This is a genomic window from Stenotrophomonas sp. FW305-3-2-15-E-LB1, assembly GCF_058787375.1.
On sequence record NZ_JBYSZR010000029.1, the window covers coordinates 23,996 to 48,687 of the forward strand.

Sequence of the window (24,692 nt, forward strand, 5' to 3'; positions counted from 1 at the left end):
CGCGCCCTGCGCACCGCCAAAGGAGGGGTTAGGTGAACAACATTGCCGACAGCACGAAGTTGAACATCAGCACCAGCAGCGAGGCGTTGACCACCGCACGGGTGGTGGCCACCGAAGTACCTTCGATGGTCGGCTCGGCATGGAAACCGACGTAGGAGGCCACCAGCGCGGCGGTGCCGCCGAAGATCGCCGACTTCAGCATCGCCACGCCGAAGTCATCCCAGAAGTCCACGCTGTTGCGCAGCGCCGACCAGAAGACGCCATTGTCCAGGCCCAGCACGTGCACGGCTTCGAAGTAGCTGGCACTGATGGCCAGCGAGCAGAAGATGCCGGTCAGCAGCGGCACGGTCAGCACTGCCGCCCAGAAGCGTGGCGCCACCGCCTTGGCCACCGGGTCGATGGCCATCAGCTCCAGTGCCTTGATCTGGTCGGTGGCCCGCATCAGGCCCAGTTCGGCGGCGATCGAGCTGCCGGCGCGGCCGATGAACAGCAGGGCGGTCAGCACCGGCGCCAGCTCGCGGTACAGCGACAGGCCGAGCAGGGTCGACAGCGCGTCGGCCGCACCGAAGGTGGTCAGCGTGCGGTAGCCCTGCAGGGTCAGCACCAGGCCGACGAAGGCACCGCCGACGGCGATGATCGGCAGCGAGCGCGCGCCGATCTTGTAGATCTCGCGGGTCAGCTCGGCCAGGAAATCACGCGTCGGCAGCGAACCACGCAGCACGGTCAGCGAGAACAGGCCGGCGCGGCCCAGCGAACGGGTGGCTTGCACGAACGGCATCAGGCAACCCTCGCCCGCGGAGCGGCGTCGAACGGAATGGGGCCGTCGGGCTGGCCATGCAGGAACTGCCGCAGCAGCGGGTCCTGGCTGGACTGCAGCGCTTCGGGCGTGCCCTGGAACACGATGCCGCCATTGGCAATGGCGATCACCTGGTCGCAGATCGGCAGGGTTTCATGCACGTGGTGGCTGACGATGATGCTGGTCAGGCCCAGGCTGTGGTTGAGCCGCTGGATCAGGCTCATGATGACCCCGGAGGCGATCGGGTCCAGCCCGGTCAGCGGCTCGTCGTAGATCATCAGAGGCGGGTCCAGGGCCAGCGCGCGGGCCAGTGCCACGCGGCGCGCCATGCCGCCGGACAGCTCGCGCGGCCAGGCATCGGCGGCGGCCAGCAGGCCCACCGCGTGCAGCTTCATCTGCACCAGCCGGCGCAGCACCGCGGCCGGCAGGCGGGTATGGGTGCGCAGGGGCAGGGCGACGTTCTCGGCCACGGTGAGGTCGGTCAGCAGGCCATTGCCCTGCAGCAGCACGCCCACGCTCTTGCGCATTTCCAGCAGCGCGCCGCTGTCTTGCGGAATGGGCTTGCCGAACAGGGTGACCTCACCGCCGACCGGGCGCAGTTCGCCGGTCAGCGCCGCCAGCAGGGTCGACTTGCCGCTGCCGGACGGGCCCAGCACGGCGGTGATGCTGCCCTGTGGAACCTGCAGCGAAACGTCGCGCAGGATCGTGCGTCCGCTCCGGTCGATGCGGACGTTGGACAACTGCACCAGACTGGAGGCGGAAGCCGACATGGGCACCATTAACGTTTTTTAGACATCGAAGGGTGGGGTCAGCCGGCTGAACATAAGCAGACTGGACGGTGCAGTATTGTGGCACGTCGCGGCCGGCGACAGGCCGGGACAATTCCCGGGGGTGCCGGAACAATCCATCGCAGCGGTCGCTGCGTCCCCCAGTGACGTACGTCACCATTGAATACTGCCGAGCGTCCTGCACACTGTGCACGATGACCGACCCGTTCAGCGACTTCCGCCTTTACCACTCCAACTCGTTGGACGTGCTGGCCGCCCTGCTGGCCCGCAACGTGCGCATCCCGGTGCCGGGCCAGCCGCTGCTGGCGCCGGAGGTGGTGCTGATCCCGCAGGTGGCGATGCGGCGTTGGCTGCAGGCAACCCTGGCGGCCGAGTACGGCGTGGCGGCCAACCTGGAATTCCTCACCCCGGGCGAGTTCGTCGCACGCGCGCTCAACGCCAACGTCACCGGCGAAAGCGACGACCTCGATGCCGCCGGCCTGCACTGGAAGCTGTACCAGGCGCTGCGCGACCCCGCGCTGCTGGCACAGCCACCGATGCGTGCGCTGCAGGCCTATCTTGCCGGCGGTGATGCCCTGAAGCCGTGGGCGCTGGCGGGCGAGCTGGCCTCGGTGTTCGAGAAGTACCAGGCCTGGCGCCGTGACTGGCTGCTGCGCTGGGATGCCGGCGCCGACCCGGCCGATCCGCAGGCGATCCTGTGGCGGGCCATCGCCGGCGGACGCGGTTACCGCGCGCGGCGCATCCAGGCCTACCTGGATCGCTTCGAAGGCCCGGACAAGCCGAAGCCGAACGGCCTGCCGCCGCGCCTGTCGGCGTTCGCCACGCTCAACATCTCGCCCGATGTGCTGCGGGTGATGGCCACCCAGGCCCGCGTGGGCGAGCTGCACTTCTATATGCCCACGCCGGTGCAGTCCTACTGGGGCGACCTGCAGACCCTGGCCGAGCGCCTGCGCAGCGGCGCGCCCGATCCCTTCGGCGAGGCCGCGGGCGAGAACCGCCTGCTGGAGGCCTGGGGCGCGGCTGGCCGCGACTTCATGGCGGTGCTGGGCAGCTACGAAGTGGTGCACCCGGCCGGCGAGATCGCCGCGTACTCCGATCCCGAGGATGACACCCGCCCGACCCTGGCCGAGGGCGGCCTGGCAGACAGCCTGCTGCACCGCCTGCAGCGCGATCTGTTCCACCGCCGCGCGCTGCCCTCGGGCGAACTGCGCGCGGAACTGCGCAGCGATGACCCCAGCCTGCAGGTGCATGCCTGCCATACCCGCCTGCGCGAACTGCAGGTGCTGCACGACCAGTTGCGCAGCCTGCTGCAGGACCCGCGCTTCGACCCGCCGCTGCAGGCCCGCGAGATCGCGGTGCTGGCGCCGGACATCGATCCCTACGTGCCGTACCTGGAAGCCGTGTTCGGTGGCCGTGGCGGTGACGAGGAACATATCCCCTATGCGCTGGCCGACAGCAGCCCGCTGGCGGGCGAGCCGCTGGCCGACGTGTTCGTGCACCTGCTGTCGCTGCCGGTATCGCGCTTCGGCCTGAACGAGATCCTGGACCTGCTGGCCAGCGCACCGCTGGCCGAGGCGGCCGGGCTGGAGGCGGTGGATTTCGACCGCCTGCATGGCTGGCTGCAGCAGGCCGGCGCGCGCTGGGGCCTCGATGCCAACCATCGCGGCCAGCTGCTGGCGCCGCGCGACGATGCCTACACCTGGCAGTTCGCGCTGGATCGCCTGCTGCTGGGCCACGCCACCGGCAGTGATGTGGACCTGGCCGGCGTCGCGCCGTGGATCGAACTGGAGGGCGGCGCACTGGACGCGCTGGACCGGCTGCTGCGCCTGCTGCGCGTGCTGGCGCTCTACCAGCGCAGGCTGGGCGAGACCCTGAGCCCGGCGCAATGGCGGCAGCGCCTGCTGTCCCTGCTCGATGCGCTGCTGCCGGAAGCCCCCAGTTCACCCAACAGCCAGCGCGCGCTGGAGCGCCTGCGCAAGCTGCTCAACCAGTTTGCCGACGACGCGCACAAGGCCGGCTTCGAGGACGGCGTGCCGCCGGAGGTGGTGCGTGCGCACTTCGCCGGTGCCCTGTCCGAGGCCGATACGCGTGCGCCGCTGCTGACCGGCGGCATCAGCTTCGGCCGCATGGTGCCGATGCGCCTGCTGCCGTTCCGGGTGATCTGCGTGCTGGGCCTCAACGATGGCGACTTCCCGCGCCGCGACCCGGCCGCTGGCCTGAACCAGCTCACCGCCGAGCTGGACACGCCGCGCCGCCGACCGGGCGACCGTTCGACCCGCGAAGATGACCGTTTCCTGTTCCTGCAGCTGTTCGCCGCCGCGCAGGATGTGTTCTACCTGAGCTACCTGGGGGCAGACCCGCGCGATGGCAGCGTGCGCGAGCCCTCGGTGCTGGTCAGCGAGCTGATCGACGCGGCTGCGGCCTACCACCAGGATCCGGTCGCGGCCACCCGCGGGTTCACCGTGCGCCATGCGCTGCAGCCGTTCTCGCCTGCCGCCTTCGGCGAGGGTGATCCGCGCCGTTTCAGCTACCGCCGGCAGTGGCACCCGGCCGCCGGGCGCATGGCCGGCCAGCGTGGCGGGTTGCAGCCGTGGTTCGACGCCGCGCTGCCGCCGCCCGTGGACGATGCGGTGGAAACCGAAGTCGCACTGGATACGCTGCGCCGCTTCCTGTGCGACCCGGCCGGGCAGTTCCTGGCCCAGGCCCTGGGCCTGCGCCTGGCCGACGACGTCGAAGACGTGGATGACCTGGAGCCGCTGGTGCTGTCCTCGCGCGGCCCGGAAAAGCGCAGCGTGCAGGCTGCGGTGGTGCGCGCCACCATCAGCGGTGATGTCGAGCCGCTGTACCCGCGCCTGCGCGCCCGTGGCCTGCTGCCGTCCGGTGCGCTGGGCGAGCGCCAGTTCGAGGCGGAACAGCTCAAGACCCGCCCCTACGCCAGCGCGATGCTGGGCTGGATGCAGGGGCAGCCGCTGGAAAGCCGCCGCTACGACGTGGAGATCGACGGCGTGCGCCTGCACGGCCGCGTGGCCGATCGCCACCCCGAAGGCCTGGTCCGGCTGCGCGCCGGCACGCTGAACGGCAATGCGGTGATCCGCCAGGGCCTGGACTGGCTGCTGGCCAATGCCGCCGGTGACGCGCTGCCGCTGGTGCAGTTTCACGATGGCGGCGACGCCGGGCCCGGGCCGCACATCCTGCCCGCACCGGGCGCGGCGGCTGCACGCGCCGCCCTGCGCGCCCTGCTGCAGCTGCGCCAGCGCGGCCTGCGCGAGCCGCTGCGCTTCGCCCCGTACACCGGCTGGGTGCTGTTCACCGCCCCCGTGGAAAAACAACGCAGCGAAGGCTGGAAGCAGTGGCACGGCAGCGACCGCAGCTGGGGCGAAGCCAACAGCGATGCGTGGCAGCTGCTGCTGCGCGGCGCCGATCCCTTCGCCGATGACGATGATTACGCCGACCTGCTGCGCAACAGCCAGGTCGTCTTCGGTGCGGTACGCGATGGGCGTGGCCCGGCGGGCACCGGCAAGGAGGCCGACGCATGAGCACCCCCGTGGATCCCTACCTGCTGCTGCCCCTGCAGGGCATCGGCCTGATCGAGGCCAGCGCCGGTACCGGCAAGACCTTCACCCTGGCCACGCTGTTCACCCGCCTGGTGGTGGAACAGGGCCTGCGCATCGGCCAGATCCTGGCGGTCACCTTCACCGACGCCGCCACCCAGGAACTGCGCAAGCGCATCCGCGAGCGCCTCGCTCTGGCCGCGCGCCTGGTCGATCTGCCGCCCGCCGATGACGAGGCCCCCGACGCGCTGCTGACCCGGCAGGTGCTGCAGCGCCACCTCGAAGCGGGCAGCGAGAGCGCCGTCGCGCTGAAGCGCCGCCTGCAGGTGGCCGCCGACGAAATCGACCTGGCCTCGATCTTCACCATCCACGGCTTCTGCACCCGCGTACTGCGCGAGCATGCGCTGGAAAGCGGGCATACCTTCGATCCGCCGGAACTGCTGGCCAGCGACCGCGAGCTGCTGGAGGAACTGGCGGCCGACCTGTGGCGCGTGCACGCCAACGATGCGGCGACGCTGGAGCCGCTGACCTGGCTGTGGTCGAACCCGGACGCGCTGGCCTCGGACCTGCGCGCGCTGCTGGCCTCGCCGCCGTTGTACCCGCGCCCGCAGCCGCTGGCGGTGGAGGATCCCCGCGCGGCCCTGCAGGGCGCGGCGGCGGACCTGTCGATGGCCGTGCGCGAGCATGGCGAGCAGTTCTTCCTCGACCTGTGCGAGGCCGTCGACAACAAGTGGATCAACGGCGTTTCCTACAAGCTGGGCTGGCTGCATCCGCTGGGCCGGCAGCTGCTGGCCTGGGCCGGGCGTGGCGATGCCACCGAACTGCTGTCCAGCGACCGCCTGCCGGCGCTGCTGCCCGATGCACTGATGGCCAAGACCAACAAAAAGTTCGCCGACCGCACGCCGTCCTCGCCACTGCAGGCTCCGCTGCAGCGCTACGTGGCCCTGCTGGCCCAGCGCGAGCAGTGGCTGCGCGCCGCCGCGCTGAACTTCCTGCACGCCCTGCGCGAGGAAGCCACCCAGCGCCTGGCCACGCTCAAGCGCACGCGCCGCGTGCAGACCTATGACGACCTGATCGACGGCGTGGCCCAAGCACTGGAGGGCTTGCAGCGGCTGGACCTGGTACGCAAGCTGCGCCAGCAGTACCGCATCGCCCTGGTCGATGAATTCCAGGACACCGATGATCGCCAGTGGGGCATTTTCCACACCGTGTTCGGCGATTCGCCGGAGGTGCAGCAGCTGGGCCTGCCACCGGCGCTGTTCCTGATCGGTGACCCGAAACAGGCGATCTACGGCTTCCGTGGCGGCGACATCCACACCTACCTCAAGGCCAAGCAGGCCGCACGGCCGGCACCGCCGCTGGACCAGAACTTCCGTTCGCGGCCCTCGGTGCTGCGCGCGCTGCAGGCGCTGTACGACAACGGCGGCGACGACGCGTTCCTGGAGGCGGGCATCGGCTTCGAGCCGGTCCGTCCCGGTGGCGTGCGCAGCGACGATGATTACCAGCGCGACGGCGCAGCAGCGCCGGCACTGACCCTGCGCGTGCTGCGCAGCGACGGCGACAAGGCATTGAGTGCCGACGCCTCGCGTGCCGCCGCCACCCACGCCTGCGTGGCGGACATCCACCAGACTCTGCTGGACGCGCGCGCCGGCACCGCCATCCTGCGCGGCCGCCCCGTGCAGCCCGGTGACATCGCCGTGCTGGTGCGCTCGCACCGCGAGGCAACGCTGGTGCAGCGCGCGCTGGCGGCGGTGGGCATTCCGGCGGTGGCAGCCGGCAAGCAGAGCCTGTTCTCCACCAGCGAGGCGCGCGACCTGCGCGCGCTGCTGCTGGCCCTGCTGCAACCGGCCGACGAAGGCCGCCTGCGCGCGGCGCTGGCGACGGTGCTGCTCGGCCAGCGGGCCAGCGCGATCGCCAGCATGGAACGCGAGGGTGACCTGCAGCGTGCGTTCCAGGCGCAGCTGCTGCACTGGCGCGAGCGCTGGCAGCGCGGCGGCCCGTTCGCCGTGGTGGCCGATGTCTGCGCCGCACAGGGCGAGCGCCTGCTGGCGCTGATCGATGGCGAGCGCCGGCTGACCAACTACCTGCAGCTGGGCGAACTGCTGCAGGAAGCCTCCGCGCAGGCGCTGGGCATGCATGGCCTGCTGGACTGGCTGCAGGGGCAGATGGCCAATGCCGACCAGAACGACGAGCAGCAGCTGCTGCGGCTGGAGTCGGATGCGCGCCGCGTGCAGATCATCACCCTGCACAAGAGCAAGGGCCTGGAGTACCCGCTGGTCTACCTGCCGTTCGTTGGCATCGACGGTGGCGCACCCAACAACGCCGCGCACTGCACCGTGCACGTGGGCGGCGAGCGCCAGCTGCACTGGAAGCTGGACAAGGACGAGGCCTGGGATGCCGCCAGCGGGCAGCGCGACCGCGAGCAGCGCGCCGAGGATGCGCGCCTGCTGTACGTCGGCCTGACCCGCGCCGAGCATGCGCTGTGGATCGCCATCGGCGACCTCGCCGGACTGGGCAGGACCCGCCTGGCACCGCTGCTGGGCGACCTGCAGGGGCTGCGCGCGCACGCCGATGTGCATATCGACGACAGCGAGCCGGTGCTGCGCCTGCCGCAGCTGCCGGTGGAACAGGAAGGTGAACTGCCGGCCGTGCGCGGCCTGACCCGGCGCGTGCCGCACGATTGGTGGGTGTACAGCTTCACCCAGCTGGCACATGCCGATGCCGGCAATGACATCGAAGCTGCTGCGACCGAACTGCCGTCGCCCGCAGCCGATGAGCCGGCCGGCGCGGAACTGCCGCTGGAACCGGCCCTGCCCGAACCCGCTGCCACCGAAGCCGCGCCGCTGGACCCGCGCTTCATGGGCAGTCGATTCGGCAACGTCCTGCACGAGGCGCTGGAGAACGTCGATTTCGCCGCGTGGGGCGGCTGGACACCCGACCAAGCCGCGCCCGATGGGCAGGCCGAGCTGCTGCGCAAGGCGCTGCACGACGAAGGCTATGCCGACGAGGACCTCGACGACGGCGTGGCGGTGCTGGTGCCGCTGGTTGGCCACACGCTCACCGTCGCGCTGCCCGAAGGCGGTGCCCTGCACAGCCTGGGCGAAGGCGAGCGCCGCGCCGAAATCGAATTCCACTTCGCGATCGAACCGACCGCCGTGCCGGCGCTGCTGCAGCTGCTGCACGCCCATGGCATTTCCAGCGCGCGCCGCGGTTTCGGCCTGCGCCGCCGGCTGGAAGGGCTGATGACCGGCAAGATCGACCTCACCTATGTGCGCGATGGGCGCTGGTACGTGCTCGACTACAAATCCAACCGCCTGCCGGGCTACAGCCCGGACCTGCTGCAGATCGCCATGCGCCACAGCGAATACGACCTGCAGGCGCTGATCTACACCGTGGCCCTGCACCGCTGGCTGCGCTTCCGCCTGGGCGGTGCCTACGACTACGTGCGCGACATGGGCGGGATCCGCTACCTGTTCTGCCGCGGCCTGGATGGCAACGGCAATGGCGTGCACGTGGACCGCTTCGCGCCAGCGCTGGTGGATGGGTTGGACGCGCTGTTCGCCGGTGGCGACGCCGCCCATGCCGAACTGGTCGCACGCGCCATCGGAGCCCGCGCATGAGCGCCACCCTGCTGCAGCAGCTTTACCGCGGCGGTCATCTGCGCACCCTCGACCATGCCTTGGCCACCAGCCTGCGGCGTCTGCGCGAGGACACGCCCGATGGCGTGGCGGTGGCCGCCGCACTGGCATCGCTGGCGGTGTCGCAGGGCCATGCCGCGTTCGATCCGGCACAGCCGCAGCGTGTGCTGGAAGGTTTCCAGGCCTGGCCCGCGCCGGCGCAGTGGCTGGCCCAGCTGCAGGCTTCGCCGTGGGTGGCGCAGCCGGATGACCCCGACGCGGCCGCCGACGAGGCACCGCTGGTGCTGGAAAACGGCCTGTTGTACCTGCGCCGCTACCGCGAATACGAGCGGCAGCTGGCGGCAGGACTGCAGCGCATCGGCCGCCACCCGTTGCCGACACCGGACATGGCGGCGCTGGCACCCTTGTTCGCGCGGTTGTTCCCCGCTGCCGCGGCGCAGGAAGACCACCAGGCCCGCGCGGCAGGGGTCACCCTGCGCCACCCGTTGGCGCTGGTGACTGGCGGCCCCGGCACCGGCAAGACCACCACCATCGCGCGCCTGTTGCTCCTGCTGGCCGCGCAGGCCCTGCATGCCGGCGAGCCGGTGCCGCAGGTCGCACTGGCCGCGCCCACCGGGCGTGCCGCCGAACGCATGGCCGAGAGCCTGCGCCTGGCCGTGCAGCGCCTGCAGGAAGAGGGCCTCGATCCGGCGTTGTGCGCCGCGTTGCCGGGCACCGGCACCACCCTGCACCGCCTGCTGGGTGTCATCCCCGATTCGCCGCGCTTCCGCCACCACGCCGACAACCCGCTGCCGGTGGATGTGGTGGTGGTCGACGAGGCGTCGATGATCGACCTGCCGCTGATGGCCAAGCTGGTCGACGCCATCGCCAGCGGCACCCGCCTGATCCTGCTGGGCGATCCGGACCAGCTGCCCTCGGTGGAGGCCGGCGATGTGCTCAGCGCCATCCTGCGCGCCAGTGGCGATGGCACCGGTACGCGCGCCGATGATGCGCAGGCCCTGCACGGCCTGCTGGCGGCGCCGACCCTGCAGCCGCAGGCCGTGCCACGCGCCTTCGCCGGCCGCCGCGTGCAGCTGCAGCGTGGCTACCGGCAAAGCGATGCACTGCAGCTGGCGCCGCTGGCGCAGGCCGTGCGTGAGGGCGACAGCCGCACGGCCCTGGCCCTGCTGCGTGGCGGCAGCCTGTCCGGTGTCAGCTTCCATGAAAACGATGCTGACCCGCTGCGCGGGCAACGCGAGCACCTGCTTTCGCACTGGCGCGCGCTGGCCGAAGCGGAAGATCCCGGCCGCGCGCTGCAGCAGGCCGGACGCCTGCGCGTGCTGACCGCCCTGCGCGAAGGCCCGCAGGGGGCACGCGGGCTCAACAGCCGCATCGAACAGCTGTTGGCCGGCAACACCCCCGGCTACTTCCAGGGCCGGCTGCTGCTGGTGACCGAGAACAGCTACCGCCATCGCCTGTTCAACGGTGACATCGGCATCTGCCTGCGCGACCCCAGCGGCGCGATGGTGGCGTGGTTCCCCGGCGATACCGCCGAACAGCCGCGCGCGTTCCACCCGGCCGCACTGCCCGCGCACGAGAGCGCGTTCGCGATGACCGTGCACAAGGCACAGGGCTCGGAATTCGATGAAGTGTGGTTGCAGCTGCCGCGCCAGGACAGCCGCGTGCTGTCACGCGAACTGGTCTACACCGGTCTCACCCGCGCCCGCCAGCGCCTGCATGTGGCCGCCAGCGAAGAGGTGCTGGTGGCAGCGTTGAAGCGGCACGCGAGCCGCCTCGGTGGATTGGCGTGGCGGCTGGGTGCGGAAGCGGGGTCGGATCCTGTTCCCGGCGGGAACGGGCTCTGACCCCCATCCACGCATGGCGTGGATCTACTGGCGACTGCGGCTGTTGGTAGGTGTCGACCGTTGGTCGACACATCTGTCAGACATCGATATCCGACCCCGTGCCGACCAACGGTCGGCACCCACCAAAGCAGAGCGCCATCCCTCAGGAAACCCGCTTTTGCCGTTGAGGTTGCCGGCCAGCGGCCGGCACTACCGCAGGTGCAGGGCGCAGCCCTGCCGCCACACCTACTCCGCAATCAACACCAGCCCGTCCGGAAACACGATCGCCGGCTCATCGGCACTCAGGTCGAAGAACCCCACGCCGTGCTTCTCGGCCAGGTCCTGCACGCGCCCATGCGCACGCTCGGCCACCGAATAGGCGAACGCGCCGTAGATCACCTGGCGGCCGATGCTGTAATCGGTCACCTCGGCACGATCGTCATCGTCGTCGCTCAGCGGCCCGTTCATCGGCGGGAATTCCTGTGCGATCTCCGCGAACCACGCCTGCAGCGCCGGGCTGCTCACCGCCGGGTCGTCGTACTCGTGGTTCTCACCCCATTCCGCCTGTTTCTCGAACCAGGCGATGAAGGCCGCTGCGTCGCGCGGGGCCGCAGTGGCCTCGAACACCATCATGTCGTAACTCATTGAACCGTCCCGTTGGCATGGTCGAAGGATGACGATGGTAGCGCCGGGCCAAGCCCGGCGGATCGCATCACACCGACGGTGCTTCGGCGTCCGCCAACCCCGGCGCCAGCGCCTTCGCTTCCGGGAACAGCGCGAAGCGCAGGCCGATCAGGCCCATCAGTGCTTCATCGCGCGCCTTGCAGGCGGCCACGCCACCCACGCGCCCCAGTGACGTGTCAAGGCGCTCGCGCAGGGCTTCGGCTGCGGCAATCGGGTGGCGCGCGGCGATCTGCCGGCGGTAATGCGCGGCGATCTCTTCCAGGATGTGCTCCACCGCCTCGCGGCTGCGCTCGGGCAGTTCCAGGCGGGCGCGGCGCAGCTGCAGGATGTTCAGGCCGATGCGCGCCTCGTTGAGCATGTCCACCGAGGCGATGTCGCTGCCTTCCGGCGTCGCCGCCAGGCGCGGGGCGAGCAGGCCCAGCAGATCGAGCATGCGCGCGGCGAAGCGCTGGCGGTCCTGCTGGCCGCGCCCTTCGGCGGCCTCGGCCAGCGTGTTCCAGCCCTGCCGCACCAGGCGGCGCGCGGTCCACTCGGCACCCACCGAACGGAACAGGCGGGTCATCACCACTGCAAAGCCGATGCCGATGAACATGGCGATGGACGAATTGAGGAAGCTCTGGATGTTGGCGCTGTAGGTGTTCTGCAGGCTCAGCAGGGCGGCCAGGTTCACCGTCAGCGGCAGTGCGAACAGCGCGCTCTTGGGGTGGTGCAGCAGCAGCCCCAGCGGCAGGAACGCCACCGCCAGCACCAGCGCCAGCAGGCCGAAGTCATGCACGGCCGGGAACACGCCGAACAGGTACACGCCGGCCACCAGCGAGGCGACGATGGCCCACACCAGGAACGAGACCATGCTCGGTGCCGGATCGTCCTGCGCGGCGAAGAAGGCCGCCGTCACCGCCGCCATCATCGCGCCGTTGCCGCCACCTTCCCAACCCAGGCCGATCCACAGCACGCAGTAGCTCATCAGGGCCACGCCGGCGCTGAGTGCGGAGAACAGCGCCATGCCGTAGTCGACATGCTTGTCGGTGGCCACGCGTTCGGTGCGGATGCGGTAGTGCGCGCGGTCCAGCGGCGCGGTGCCGTGGTCGATCGCATGCTGCAGGGTGCGGCAGTCCTGCCACAGGTCCACCAGTTCCTCCAGGCGCAGCAGCAGGCTGGCCAGCTGCAGGTGCTGCAGGTCGCTGTCCACCTGCGGCTTCAGCGCACTGATGCGCGCGCGCAGGCGGGCGTAGTCGCTGGCACTGGCGGGTGTGTCGATCCAGTCGTGTATGTCATCGACCAGCGCAGGCAGGCCTTCGGGCAGTGCCTGGCCATCGCTGCGCAGCGCGCTCAGGCGATCGGCGATCGAGGACAGCACCGGCAGCAACAGCAGCATGCGCTCGCGCAGGCGTTCCATCGAAATGGCCCCGCCGGCATGACGCGGATCATCGCGGCGCAGGAACTCGATGAGGGCCTCGAACTGCACCAGGTCGGCGGCCAGCCGGTTGCGCGGGGCATGGGCACGGCCGCGCTCGAGGATCTGCCGGCACCATTGCGACGCATCCTCCATCCAGTTGCCGATGCGCGTGCGCAGCATCGGCTGCACCGAAGCCGGGAACAGCAGCGAGGCCGCAAGCACCGCCACTACCGTGCCGAGGATGATCTCTTCGCTGCGCGCCACCACCGTGTCGAAGATGGTTTCCGGCGAAGTCACCGCCGGGAAGCCGATGAAGGCGGTGGTGTAACCGGCCAGCAGGAACGCATAGCCGCGCGGGCCGCGGTTGAGCAGGGCCAGGAACAGGCAGGCGGCCAGCCAGATCGACATCGCCGCACTCAGCACCAGGGGCGTTTCCACCAGTGCCGGCAGCACCAGCAGGGTGGCCAGGCCGGCCACCAGGGTGCCGACGATGCGGTACACGCCCTTGGCCCGGGTCGGGCCCAGCAGCGGTTGGCTGACGATGTACACCGTGCCCATCGCCCAGTAAGGGCGCGACAGGTTGCCGGCCATGGCGATGTACAGCGCGGCCACCGCGGCCAGGTAGGTCTTGATCGAGAACAGCCAGGCCTGGCGGTCGGTCAGCGCGTTCATGGCTTACTTCGCGGCAGTCGTGGTGGCGGCCGGGGTGGCACTGGCCTGCCAGCCGCCACCAAGCACCAGGAACAGATGGATCTGATCGCGCGAGACCTGCGCCTCGGCAGCGGCCAGGGTGGCATCGCTGGTGGCCAGGCTGCGGTCGGCATCCAGGCTGGACAGGTACGGCGTGCGTCCGCCTTGGTACAGGCGGCGGTTCTGCTCGGCGGCCAGTGCGGCCTGCTGCTGGGCTTCGCGCAGCGACTGCAGGCGGCGCAGGTCCTGCGCGTAGCGGTCCAGTGCGGTCTGCGTCTCGCGCAGGGCCTGCAGCACGGCATGGTCGAACTCGGCCAGCGCAGCATCGGCACCGGCCTCGGCGGCGTGGATGCGCGCGTGGGTGCCCGAGGACGGCAGCGTCCAGGAGATCAGCGGGCCGATCGACCACTGCTGGGTCATCGGCGTACCGAAGTCCTCCAGCAGGCCGGCGGCACCGAGCGAGGCGCCCAGGCGGATGTCCGGGTACAGCTCGGCGGTGGCCACGCCAATCCGCGCGGTGGCCGAGGCCAGCTTGCGCTCGGCCTGGCGGATGTCGGGGCGGCGCTGCAGCAGGGCGCGGCCATCACCCACCGGCAGCGGCTGGGCCAGGCGCGGCGCGTCGGCGCAGTCGATCACCCCGGTCGGCAGCTGGCCGGGGGTCTGGCCAAGCAGGGCGGCCAGTGAATAGGCCGCAGCCGAACGCTGCGCGCGCAGCGGCGGCAGTGCGGCTTCCAGCAGGGCCACCTGCGCGTTGGCGCGGGCCAGCTCCGGCGGCGTGCCGCGGCCGGCCTGGATCAGGCGCTGGGTGACCGAGCGGCTGCGCTGCTGCAGCTGCAGCGAATGCTCGGCCACGTGCAGTTCGTGGTTGGCGTGGCAGATTTCCAGGTAGCTGTCGGCCACCTCGGCCACCACGCTCACCTGGGCCAGGTCGCGTGCGGCGGCCACCGACTGTTCGTCGGCGTGGGCGGCTTCGGCACCGCGCTTGAGCTTGCCGAACAGGTCGAACTGGTAGCTGGCGGCGAACTTGCCGTCGGCCAGGTTGATCACCGGCAGCTCGTGCTCCTGCAGGAAGGCTTCGGCCGACAGCTGCGCGCGGCTGACCCCGGCCTCGGCCTCGTACTCGAAGCCACCGGCATCCATCGCCTGTTCGTACACGGCGGCGGCGCGGCGCAGGTGCGCATCGGCGGCCTTCAGTTCGACGTTGTCACGCAGCGCCTGGGTGATCAGGCCGTCCAGCACCGGATCGTTGTACAGCGACCACCAGCGGTCGGGCAGCGCTTGGTTGGCGGCGACGTCCGGGTTCCGGGTGTCGATGAAGGCGGCATTGGCCTCCGGCCGCTTGAAGGCCGAGCCTTCCGGCAGGGCGTAATCCGGGCCGACGGTCTTGCAGGCCGCCAGGCTGGCCAGCGCAACGATCAGGCCGAGACGGGGCAGGGTGGTGTTCACAGGCCCGCCTGTGTCGGCGTGGTGCCGGCCTTGTCTGCGTGCTTGCTGCTGTTGGTCTGCACCGTCACCGTGGCGGTACGGCCGGCGATCAGTTCGACGCCCTGCGGCACCTCGTCGATGGCGATGCGCACCGGGATGCGCTGCGCCAGCCGCACCCAGTCGAAGGCCGGGGTGACGTTCGGCAGCAGGGTGCTGCCGTTGCTGCGGTAGCGGTCCTCGATGCCGGCGGCGATGCTTTCCACGTGGCCGCGCAGTGCGGTCGACTCGCCCATCAGGCGGATGTCCACGCTCTGCCCGGGGGCCACGCCGCGCAGGCGGGTTTCCTCGAAGTAGCCATCGATGCGGAACGAGCCGGTATCCAGCAGCGCCAGCACCGGCTCGCCGGCCACCACGTAGTCGCCCACGCGCATGGTGCGGTCGTTGACCCGGCCATCGGCCGGTGCATGCACCTCGGTGCGGGCCAGGTTCAGATCGGCCAGGTCCACCGCGGCCTGGGCGGTGGCCAGCGCGGCCTGCGCGGCCTGCAGCTTGGCCCGGCGCACTTCGGCATCCTCGGCGGCCACCAGGTCCTGCAGGCTGCGGTCGCGGCCGATCTCGCGGCGCAGCTGTGCCACCGACGCCTGGCGCTCGGCCAGGCTGGCCTTGGCCTGTTCCAGCGCGATGCGGTAACGCGCGCGGTCGACCACGAACAGCACGTCGCCCTTCTTCACTGCCTGGTTGTCAGCCACGTTCACCGATTCCACCAGGCCGGACACATCCGGGGCCACCTGCACCACGTCGGCGCCGACATGGGCGTCACGGGTCCACGGCTCATCCATGTAATAGACCCACAGCTGGCGCAGCACCAGCAGGGCCACGATCACCGCTGCGCTGGTCAGCAGTATGGGAAGGGTCTTCTTCACGATCTTGTTCACGATTGCATCCAACGCAGGAGGTGGAACAGCAGGCCCAGCACGATCCCGTACAGCGCCAGGTTGAACAGCGCCGGATGCCAGACATGGCGATAGGCGCCGGCACGCTGCAGCAGCGCGTGCAGGCCGCTGTTGACCAGGTAGGCCAACAACATCAACCCGAGCAGGGTCGGGACGAACACTCCGTGGAGACTGAATTCACCGGGCATCGGTAGGGGGCGGGATTGGGGGAGGGGAGGGCAACACACAGGACAACGGCAACGGGCAAAAGCCGCTGGCGCGTGCACGGCAGCGGCGGTGTTTCAAGGAGAACGGCGTCACGTGATGCGGTCGGCCGCCTCGGCCAGCAGGCGCCATGCCTTCAGCACGGCCTGCAGTTCATCCATGGAAAGTTCGCCGAACACGTCCTGGCGCAGGCCGATGAGCTGTTCTTCCAGCTCGCGCACTAGCACCTGTCCCTCGTCGGTCAGCCACAGCAGGTTGGCGCGGCGGTCGCTGGCGTCGCTTTCGCGGCGGACCAGTTCGCTGGCGCACAGCTTGTCCAGCAGGCGTACCAGGGACGGGCCTTCCATGCCCAGCTGCTGGGCCAGCGCCACCTGGCGGATACCGCCGCCGGAGCGGCCGATCATCAACAGGGGCATGGTGCAGGCGGTGGAGATGCCGTAGCTGCCGAGCCGGCTGTCGGCCAGACGCTGCCACTGCCGCCCTGCATAGAGCAGGCCGGAGCTGAGCTGCATCTGCAGCCGGGTGCGTTCGTCGAGGGGTGTGTCCATAAGAGATAGATAGGATACTACTAATTTCATTCCTATCAATAGGTTTTGCTGAATGGGTGATGGGGGCTGTACTGAGGAAAGCGTTGCGCCTGCCTGGTGTCGGGTGGGGCAGCGGGGGCCGGACGGTGCAGGACACGCCGTAAACCCGTCCCTGGGGGCTCGGCCGCGGCATCCATGCCGCGGACGGCCCTGCCCCGCCCGGCCCCCGCTGCCCTCCCATCACCCCGCGAGCGCGGTGGGTTGGCTCTTAGAAGCAAAAGCAGAAGCAGTGCGGACCAACGGTCCGCACCCACCACAGCAGCAGCGCCGCGCGGTGCTTCCGAAGCCATGAACCCCAGCTTTTGCCCCCGCTTTCGGGTGGTCCGAGCGCGCCTGAAGGAAACTGTCCGGGAGGGGGAGAGGGGGCTGCGCAGGACCGTTGGCGCCATGGATGGCGCCATCGAGCCCCCATGGATGGGTTTACGGCGTGTCCTGCGCAGCCCCCTCTCCCCCTCCAGCCCAGTACCAGACAAGGCGCCCAAAAGACCCCCCGATGAACCGTCCCCACAGGACGACCCACCCCCCGGTCGGGTACGATGCTCGCCCCCCGTTCGGGACGCTGTACGCAATGAGCAAGAACAACGAAAAGGCCGCCCCGCAGGGCGATGTGACCCAGGACCAGGCCGAGGATGCCGTGCGCACCCTGCTGCGCTGGGCCGGCGAGGACCCGTCCCGTGAAGGCCTGCTGGATACCCCCCGCCGTGTCGCCGAAGCCTATGGCGACTGGTTCAGCGGTTACCGCGACGACCCGCGCGCCTACATGGAGCGGACCTTCGAGGAAGTGGCCGGCTACGACGAGCTGATCGTCCTGCGCGACATCGAGTACGAAAGCCACTGCGAGCACCACATGGCGCCGATCATCGGCCGCGTGCATGTCGGCTACCTGCCGGCCGGCAAGGTCGTGGGCATCAGCAAGCTGGCCCGCGTGGTCGAGGCCTACGCCCGCCGCTTCCAGGTGCAGGAAAAGATGACCGCGCAGATCGCCCAGTGCATCCAGGATGTGCTGCAGCCGATCGGCGTCGGCGTGGTCGTCGAAGGCGCCCACGAATGCATGACCACCCGCGGCATCCACAAGCGCGGCGTCAGCATGGTCACCTCCAAGATGCTGGGCAGCTTCCGCGACGACGCGCGTACCCGCGCCGAGTTCCTGCGCTTCATCGAAGTGGGCGGCAGGCGCTGAGCCGCCTGCCCGCACCGCGCCGGCCCCGCGTGGCCGGCACGTCCACGGCTGCCCCCGCGGCGGCCGTGCATGGCTGCCCGCAGCCGCCAGCGTCCATGAATCCTTTCGCTGCATGAAGCACCGCGAACGCATTGCCCGTTACCGCCATCTGCGCGAACAGCCCCAGTGGAAGCTGCTTGCCGCCGACCACGCCCCGGAAATCATCGGCCTGCTGCAGGGCCTGCTGATGGACGGCGAGCGCACGTTGCCGTCTTCGGTGCTGAACGAGCGCCTGCAACGCGCGCTGGACCAGCTGGCCGGCGACGAACTGTCGCGCGAGCTGCCGCGTACCGCCCAGGCCTACATCGCCCACTGGCTGGCCCAGGGCTGGCTGGAACGCCGCCTGCCCGAAGGCGCCGACCAGGAGCAGTACGAACTGTCGACCCCGGCGCTGCAGGCGATCCGCTTCGCCGACAGCCTGGAGCAGGCCCGCGTGGCCGCCACCGAAAGCCGCCTGGCACTGGTCATCGAGCAGCTCTCGGCCCTGGCCGCGCAGACCGAAGCCGATCCCGATGCGCGCCTGTCCGCGCTGCACGACGAGCGCGACCGCATCGATGCCGAGATCGCCCGCGTCGGCGCCGGCCGCGTGGTCGCCCTCGATGGCAAGCGCGCGCTGGAACGCACCCGCCAGATCATCGGCCTGGCCGACGAACTGACCGAGGACTTCCGCCGCGTGCGCGACGACTTCGAGCAGCTCAACCGTGATTTCCGCGAACGCATCATCGACGACGAAGGCGAGCGCGGCGACGTGCTGTCGCAGCTGTTCGAAGGTGTCGATGTCATCGGCGAAAGCGATGCCGGCCGCAGCTTCCAGGCGTTCTGGCGCCTGCTCAATGATGCCGAGCAGAGCGCCCAGCTCGACGCCGCGCTGGAGGCCGTGCTCGCGCGCGGCTTCGCCCGTCGCCTGGACCGCAACGAACGCAACTTCCTGCGCGGCTTCACCAGCACCATGCTGGAACGCGGCGGCCAGGTGCACGACGTGCTGCAGAACTTCGCGCGCAGCCTGCGTGGCTTCGTGCAGAGCCGTGGCTACCTGGAACAGCGCCGCCTCAACCAGCTGCTGAAGCAGGCGCAGTCCGAAGCCCTGGCCCTGCGCGATGATTTCCCCGCCCAGCGCAGCATCGGCCGCGACCTGCAGCTGACCACCAGCCGCCTGCGCTCGTGGTCGCAGTGGAAGCTGCACGACCCGCGCAGCGCCCAGGTCGATGGCAACGTCGAATACAACGATGCGGCCGCCATCAGCCTGGAAAGCGTGGGCGACCTGGTCGCGTCGTCGGAAATCGACTTCCGGACCCTGCGCCGCGACCTGCACGACCTGCTGGACGCACAGCCGCGCCTGAGCATCGCCGAGGCCCTGGCCCAGCGCGAAGCACCGCAGGGCCTGGGCAGCGTCATCGGCTACCTGTCGCTGGGCACGCGCTTCGGCAACGTGGTCGCCGGCGAGCAGGAACTTGCGCAATGGCGCGGAGGCGACGGCCAGGTGCGCCGCGCACGTATTCCGCTGGTTTGGTTCACCCAGGAGAGACGCCATGAGCTGGCATGAAGATCCCATCGAAGCAGCGGCGCCCGACCTGGTCGAAGACGCCTACGAGGCCGAACCGGCACCCGTGGCTGCCGCGCCGCGCCGCGGCAACGACGTCTATTACATGGGCGATACCGGCCGCCTGCCGCTGGATGCGCGCCGCGCGCTGTGCCAGCTGCTGATCGGCCCCAGCATCGACCAGCTGCGCCACGCCAAGCTGTGGCCCGCGCTGATCCGCAGCGAGGCCGCCATCCGCTCGTCGCTGGCCGACCTGTTCCTGGAACTGGTGCTGGACCGTGACAGCGGCGTGGCGTTCACCCGCCAGGCCGACACCGAAGACGTCGATGCACCGGTGCTGCTGCGTACCTCGCCGCTGACCTTCATCGATTCGGTGCTGCTGCTGTTCCTGCGCCAGCAGCTGGCCGAGGCCGATGCGCGCGGCAACCGCGCCGTCGTCGCCGACGCCGAGATGGCCGAAGCCCTGGCCATCTACGAGAAGAACCTGTCCACCGACCGCGCCGGCTTCAACCGCCGCGTGGCCTCGGCCGTGCAGAAGATGAAGGACAACCACATCCTGACCCGCCTCGGCGGCCAGGAAGACCGCCACGAAGTCTCGCCGGCGCTGAAGCTGATGTTCTCGGCCGAAGACGTGTCCCAGCTCTCGGCGGTGTACCGCCAGCTGCGCGAAACCCCGGCTGCAGAAGCCTGAGAGACCCGAGCACCGCATGGCCATTTCCAAGCACACTCCCGCCCTGTTCAACGACGGCCTGCCGGACCCGCGCCTGCAGCAGTTCCGCATGCGTCGCCTGCAGGTGCACAACTGGGGCACCTTCAACGGCCTGACCGAAGTGCCGATTGCCGAGCGTGGCTTCCTGTTCGTCGGCCGTTCCGGCTCGGGCAAGTCGACCCTGCTCGATGCCATGTCCGCGCTGCTGACCCCGCCGGCCATCGTCGACTTCAACGCCGCCGCGCGTGAAGCCGAGCGCAGTGGCCGCGACCGCAACCTGGTGTCCTACGTGCGCGGTGCCTGGGCCGACCAGCAGGACAGCGGTACCGGCGAGATCGCCACCCAGTACCTGCGCAAGGGCGCCACCTGGACCGCGCTGGTGCTGGAATACCGCGCCGGCGATGGCCGCGTGGTGTGCCTGGTGCGCCTGCTCTGGATCTCCGGCAACGGCACCTCGGCCGGTGATGTGCGCAAGCACTACATGATTGCCGAGCGTCCCTTCGACATCGCCAAGGACCTGGGCGGCTTCGACCTGGACCTGCGCAAGCTGAAGCAGAAGCTGGCCGACATCCACCACTTCGACACCTTCTCCGGCTACGCCGAGCGCTTCCGTCACCTGCTGGGCATCGACAACGAAATGGCGCTGCGCCTGCTGCACAAGACGCAGTCGGCGAAGAACCTGGGCGACCTCAACGTCTTCCTGCGCGATTTCATGCTGGACACGCCGCGCACCTTCGATGCCGCCGAGCGCCTGGTCAGCGACTTCGCCGAACTCGACGGCGCGCACCAGGCGGTGGTCACCGCCCGCCGCCAGGTCGAAACCCTGCTGCCGGCGCGCGCGCACTACACCGAACTGAAGCACATGCATCGCCAGCGCGGCGATGACGAGACCCTCAAGCTGGGCATCGACAGCTTCCGCGAGAGCCGCCGCCAGCTGCTGATCGAAGCGCGCCTGCGCGAGATGGACGTGCGCGACCGTGGCCTGCTGGGCGAAGAAGCCCAGCGCCGTGCGGCGCTGGACAACCACACCGAACGCCTGGCCGAGCTGGAACTGCAGCGCCGCCAGCAGGGCGGCGAGCGCATCGAGGAACTGGAACGCGAGCAGGGCCGCGCCGAAGCCGAGCGCGATCGTCGCCTGGCCAAGCAGGCGCAGGCCCGCGACGCCGCGCGCCACCTGCAGGCTGAACTGCCCGAAGACGCACACGCGTTCGCCGAGCTGGTCGAGCGCGCGCAGAACGAACTGCAGGACCGCCAGCGCGCTTCGGCGGCGCTGGACGATGCGATCAGCGAACGCCTGGGCGGCAAGCGCGATGACGAGCGCCGCTTCGGCGAAGTGCGTGGCGAACTGGAAGCGATGCAGCGCACGCCGTCCAGCATCCCCGCGCCGATGCAGAAGCTGCGCGCGCGCCTGGCTGAAGAAACCGGCATTTCCGAAGCCGCGCTGCCCTTCGTCGGCGAGCTGATCCAGGTGCGCAGCGAGGAGCAGAACTGGCAGGGCGCGATCGAGCGCGTGCTGGGCGGCTTCGCGCAGTCGCTGCTGGTGGACGACAAGCACTACAACGAAGTGGCCGACTGGGTGAATCGCACCCATCTCGGCATGCGTTTCACCTACTACCGCGTGCGCCGCAACGACGATGCGTTCGCCCGCGAGCCGTCCGCGCGTTCGCTGCTGCACAAGCTGGAACTGCGCGACCACGCTTTCGAAGGCTGGCTGCGCCGCGAGCTGGGCAAGCGCTTCGACTACGAGTGCGTCGATGCCAAGCAGCTGCGCAACGTCGACCGCGGCATCACCCGCGAAGGCCAGGTCAAGCATCCGGGCGACCGCTTCGAGAAGGATGACCGCAGCGCGGTGAACGACCGCCGCCGCTGGATTCTCGGCTTCAACAACCGCGACAAGCTGGTGGTGTTCGAGCGCGAGGCGCAGGAACTGGCCAAGCGTATCGCCAGCTGCGATACCGATATCGCCAGCCTGCGCGGGCAGCGTGACCGCGACAACGAACGCCGCCTGGCCTGCCATGAACTGATCGGCATCCAGTGGAACGAGATCGACGCGGCCGCACCGCAGCAGCGCCTGGCCGATATCGAAGCCACCCTGCGCGACCTGCGCGAAGGCAACGCCGACCTGGCCCGCCTGGCCAAACAGATCGACGCGGTGCGCGCCGATATCGAACAGGCCCGCCGCACCTATGAGGACACCCGCGTCGAGCGTGGCCAGCTGGTGCGCGAACGCGACCGCCTGGACCGTGCCCGCCAGCAGAGCCGTGCCCTGGTGCTGCCGGCGCTGGCCGAAGACCAGGAAGCCGGCCTGGCCGAACGCCTGCAGGAGCAGGGCCCGCTCAGCCTGGAAACGCTGGAAGCGCACATGCGCCAGGTCAGCAACGCGCTGAACGAACAGCTGTCGTCCTCGCAGCAGGACGTCAACCGCGTCGAGAACCTGCTGCTGGGCTGCTTCCGCCGCTTCGTCCAGCAGTGGCCGGAGGAATCGGGCGACTTCACCGTGTCGGTGGCCTCGGCCGAGGATTTCCTCGCCCGCCTCGAGCGCCTGGAACGCGACGGCCTGCCGCAGCACGAAGAGCGCTTCTTCGACCTTCTGCAGAACCAGAGCAAGAACAACCTGCTGGCCCTGCAGCGCCACAGCGCCGAGGCCCGCAAGTCGATCGGCCAGCGCCTGGACGAGGTCAACGCCAGCCTGGAACAGGTGCCGTTCAACCGCGGCACCCTGCTGACCATCGAGCTGAGCGACCGCCGCCTGCCGGAAGTGGGCGAGTTCCACCTGCAGCTGCGCGAAGTGCTGTCGCAGCAGCAGACCGAGCAGCGCGAGCTGGCCGAATCGCAGTTCACCGTGCTGCGCCAGCTGGTCAACCGCCTCGGCTCGCAGGAAGGTGAGGACAAGCGCTGGCGCGAGCTGGTGCTGGACGTGCGCATGCACGTGGAGTTCATCGGCGTGGAGCTGGATGCGGAAACGCGCCAGCAGGTCGAGATCTACCGCAGCGGCGCCGGCAAGTCCGGTGGCCAGCGGCAGAAGCTGGCCACCACCTGCCTGGCGGCGGCGCTGCGCTACCAGCTTGGCGGTGCCGACAGCCAGCTGCCCAGCTACGCCGCGGTCGTGCTCGACGAAGCCTTCGACAAGGCCGACAACGAGTTCACCGCGCTGGCGATGAACATCTTCGACAACTTCGGCTTCCAGATGGTGGTGGCCACCCCGCTGAAGTCGGTGATGACGCTGGAGCCGTTCATCGGTGGCGCCTGTTTCGTCGAGATCAGCGGCCGCCATGATTCGGGCGTCCTGCTCATCGAGTACGACGAAGAAGGCAAGCGCCTGAAGCTGCCCGAACGCAGCCGACAGCAGGCCAACGAACCGGAAGAAGCCGAGGCCTGAGCACCTCGGCGGCCCCCCTGGTAGCGCCGGGCCATGCCCGGCGGCACTTCGCCCTCACGCCCCGCGGAACGTATCCCACGCCATCCGCGCGATCAGCACCACCACCAGCCCCACGAACAGCTTGCGGATGAACGGCGTGCCGCCCTTCAGTGCCAGCCGCGTGCCCACCACCGAGCCGATGATGTTGGCCGCCGCCATCGGCAGTGCGAACAGCCACAGGATGTTGCCGGTCGGGATGAAGAACGAGATCGCTGCCACGTTCGTCGCCAGGTTCACCACCTTCGACGCCGCCGAGGCGCGCAGGAAATCCAGGCCGAAGAAGCGCACGAACAGGAAGATCAGGAAACTGCCGGTGCCCGGCCCGAAGAAGCCGTCGTAGAAGCCGATGGCCGCACCGATGGCCAGGGCGATCACCAGCTCGCGGCGGCCGATCTCCTGCGGCCGGTGCAGCGCACCGAAATCCTTCTTCCACAGCGTGTAGCCCAGCATCGCCACCAGCAGCACCAGCACCAGTGGCCGCACCGCGTCCTTGGGCAGCAGGCTCACCGCCGTGGCACCGGCGAAGGAGAAGATGAAGGCCGTACCGGCGGCGAACAGCACCGGTTTCCACGGGAAGCGCACGTTGCGCGCATAGCGCCAGGCAGCCGCGCCGGTGCCGAACATCGAACTGAACTTGTTGGTGCCGAACAGCATCGCCGGCGTCTGCTGCGGCAACACCGTGAACAGGCCCGGCAACTGCACCAGCCCGCCGCCGCCCACCGCCGCATCGACCAGGCCAGCGATGAAGGCGATCACCACCAACCACCACAACTCGGGGGGAACCAGTTCCAGCACGGCAATCAACCAAAGTGGGGGCGCGACAGCATACGCCTATCATCGATGGATGCCGGGGGCGTCCCGCGCGACAATGGCGGCATGACCCGCACCCCTGCCGATCCCTGTCCCTGCGGCCTGCCCGCCGACTACGCCGCCTGCTGCGGCCGCTACCACGCCGGCGAAGCCGCGCCGGACGCCGAGCGCCTGATGCGCTCGCGCTACAGCGCCTACGTGCGGCAGTTGGCTGACTACCTGCGCCTGACCTGGCATCCGGATACGCGCCCGGCCGAACTCTCGCTGGACGAGGCGCCGGGCCAGCGCACCCATTGGCTGGGCCTGACCGTGAACGAACACAGCGTCACCGGCCCGGACAGCGCCGAGGTCCGCTTCACCGCCCGTTACCGCATCGGCGGTGGCAGTGCCGTGCGGATGAACGAGCACAGCCGCTTCCTGCGCATCGACGGCCGCTGGTACTACCTCGACGCGGTCTGAGC

17 protein-coding genes are annotated in these 24,692 nt (G+C 69.8%); 8 read left to right on the forward strand and 9 right to left on the reverse strand.

Annotation, left to right across the window (positions count from 1 at the left end; all coding sequences use genetic code 11):
- Nucleotides 1-28 precede the first annotated feature (28 nt).
- Both AC3WL7_RS17435 and AC3WL7_RS17440 read right to left on the reverse strand, forming a co-directional pair.
- Entirely contained in the window at nt 29-778 is a 750-nt protein-coding gene (locus tag AC3WL7_RS17435) for an MlaE family lipid ABC transporter permease subunit (RefSeq protein WP_079224408.1), read from the reverse strand.
- Complete coding sequence (locus tag AC3WL7_RS17440; RefSeq protein WP_492752000.1) at nt 778-1,566, reverse strand: ABC transporter ATP-binding protein; 789 nt, start codon at nt 1,564-1,566, stop codon at nt 778-780. The genes AC3WL7_RS17435 and AC3WL7_RS17440 overlap by 1 nt, the downstream gene beginning before the upstream one ends.
- A 212-nt stretch (nt 1,567-1,778) precedes the next feature.
- Between AC3WL7_RS17440 and recC the strand changes: the two genes are divergently transcribed.
- The 3 genes from recC to recD are packed head-to-tail and all read left to right on the forward strand — an operon-like array spanning nt 1,779 to nt 10,617.
- Nucleotides 1,779-5,120, forward strand: a complete 3,342-nt coding sequence (gene recC, locus AC3WL7_RS17445; RefSeq protein WP_492752002.1) for an exodeoxyribonuclease V subunit gamma — start codon at nt 1,779-1,781, stop codon at nt 5,118-5,120.
- Nucleotides 5,117-8,755, forward strand: coding sequence for an exodeoxyribonuclease V subunit beta (gene recB, locus AC3WL7_RS17450; protein WP_492752004.1), 3,639 nt, complete (start codon nt 5,117-5,119; stop codon nt 8,753-8,755). The genes recC and recB overlap by 4 nt, the downstream gene beginning before the upstream one ends.
- On the forward strand, nt 8,752-10,617 hold the full coding sequence (recD, locus tag AC3WL7_RS17455) for an exodeoxyribonuclease V subunit alpha (protein WP_492752006.1): 1,866 nt from the start codon (nt 8,752-8,754) through the stop codon (nt 10,615-10,617). Before recB ends, recD begins: the two co-directional genes overlap by 4 nt.
- A 225-nt stretch (nt 10,618-10,842) precedes the next feature.
- Here recD and AC3WL7_RS17460 read toward each other — a convergent pair whose 3' ends face one another.
- The 6 genes from AC3WL7_RS17460 to AC3WL7_RS17485 form a co-directional block, all read right to left on the reverse strand.
- Complete coding sequence (locus tag AC3WL7_RS17460; RefSeq protein WP_492752009.1) at nt 10,843-11,241, reverse strand: hypothetical protein; 399 nt, start codon at nt 11,239-11,241, stop codon at nt 10,843-10,845.
- Between the two features lie 67 nt (nt 11,242-11,308).
- On the reverse strand, nt 11,309-13,348 hold the full coding sequence (locus tag AC3WL7_RS17465) for an FUSC family protein (protein ID WP_492752011.1): 2,040 nt from the start codon (nt 13,346-13,348) through the stop codon (nt 11,309-11,311).
- A gap of 3 nt (nt 13,349-13,351) precedes the next feature.
- The gene (locus tag AC3WL7_RS17470; RefSeq protein WP_492752013.1) at nt 13,352-14,812 is read right to left on the reverse strand and encodes an efflux transporter outer membrane subunit; all 1,461 of its coding nucleotides are present in this window, start codon (nt 14,810-14,812) and stop codon (nt 13,352-13,354) included.
- Entirely contained in the window at nt 14,809-15,726 is a 918-nt protein-coding gene (locus AC3WL7_RS17475) for an efflux RND transporter periplasmic adaptor subunit (protein ID WP_492752015.1), read from the reverse strand. The genes AC3WL7_RS17470 and AC3WL7_RS17475 overlap by 4 nt, the downstream gene beginning before the upstream one ends.
- A complete protein-coding gene (locus tag AC3WL7_RS17480) occupies nt 15,723-15,932 on the reverse strand; it encodes a DUF1656 domain-containing protein (RefSeq protein ID WP_010487502.1) in 210 nt (69 codons plus the stop codon). The genes AC3WL7_RS17475 and AC3WL7_RS17480 overlap by 4 nt, the downstream gene beginning before the upstream one ends.
- A gap of 108 nt (nt 15,933-16,040) precedes the next feature.
- Nucleotides 16,041-16,496 carry a MarR family winged helix-turn-helix transcriptional regulator gene (locus AC3WL7_RS17485; RefSeq protein ID WP_079224394.1) on the reverse strand — a complete coding sequence of 152 codons (456 nt, stop codon included), beginning with the start codon at nt 16,494-16,496 and terminating at the stop codon, nt 16,041-16,043.
- A 607-nt stretch (nt 16,497-17,103) separates the two neighbouring features.
- On the opposite strand from AC3WL7_RS17485, the gene folE reads away from it, so the two are divergent.
- The 4 genes from folE to AC3WL7_RS17505 all read left to right on the forward strand — a co-directional run bounded on the left by folE (nt 17,104) and on the right by AC3WL7_RS17505 (nt 23,382).
- Nucleotides 17,104-17,715, forward strand: coding sequence for a GTP cyclohydrolase I FolE (gene folE, locus AC3WL7_RS17490; protein ID WP_079224393.1), 612 nt, complete (start codon nt 17,104-17,106; stop codon nt 17,713-17,715).
- A 112-nt stretch (nt 17,716-17,827) separates the two neighbouring features.
- Nucleotides 17,828-19,297, forward strand: coding sequence for a DUF3375 domain-containing protein (locus AC3WL7_RS17495; protein WP_079224391.1), 1,470 nt, complete (start codon nt 17,828-17,830; stop codon nt 19,295-19,297).
- A complete protein-coding gene (locus tag AC3WL7_RS17500; RefSeq protein WP_283221242.1) occupies nt 19,284-19,985 on the forward strand; it encodes a DUF4194 domain-containing protein in 702 nt (233 codons plus the stop codon). Before AC3WL7_RS17495 ends, AC3WL7_RS17500 begins: the two co-directional genes overlap by 14 nt.
- Before the next feature lie 16 nt (nt 19,986-20,001).
- Nucleotides 20,002-23,382 (forward strand): ATP-binding protein, encoded by a 3,381-nt coding sequence (locus tag AC3WL7_RS17505; RefSeq protein WP_108760559.1) that lies wholly within the window; start codon nt 20,002-20,004, stop codon nt 23,380-23,382.
- Between the two features lie 54 nt (nt 23,383-23,436).
- Here AC3WL7_RS17505 and AC3WL7_RS17510 read toward each other — a convergent pair whose 3' ends face one another.
- Nucleotides 23,437-24,216, reverse strand: a complete 780-nt coding sequence (locus tag AC3WL7_RS17510) for a sulfite exporter TauE/SafE family protein (RefSeq protein ID WP_079224385.1) — start codon at nt 24,214-24,216, stop codon at nt 23,437-23,439.
- Nucleotides 24,217-24,297: 81 nt separating this feature from the next.
- Here AC3WL7_RS17510 and AC3WL7_RS17515 point away from each other — a divergent pair, with 81 nt between their 5' ends.
- Nucleotides 24,298-24,690, forward strand: a complete 393-nt coding sequence (locus AC3WL7_RS17515) for a YchJ family protein (protein ID WP_492752029.1) — start codon at nt 24,298-24,300, stop codon at nt 24,688-24,690.
- Nucleotides 24,691-24,692 lie beyond the last annotated feature (2 nt).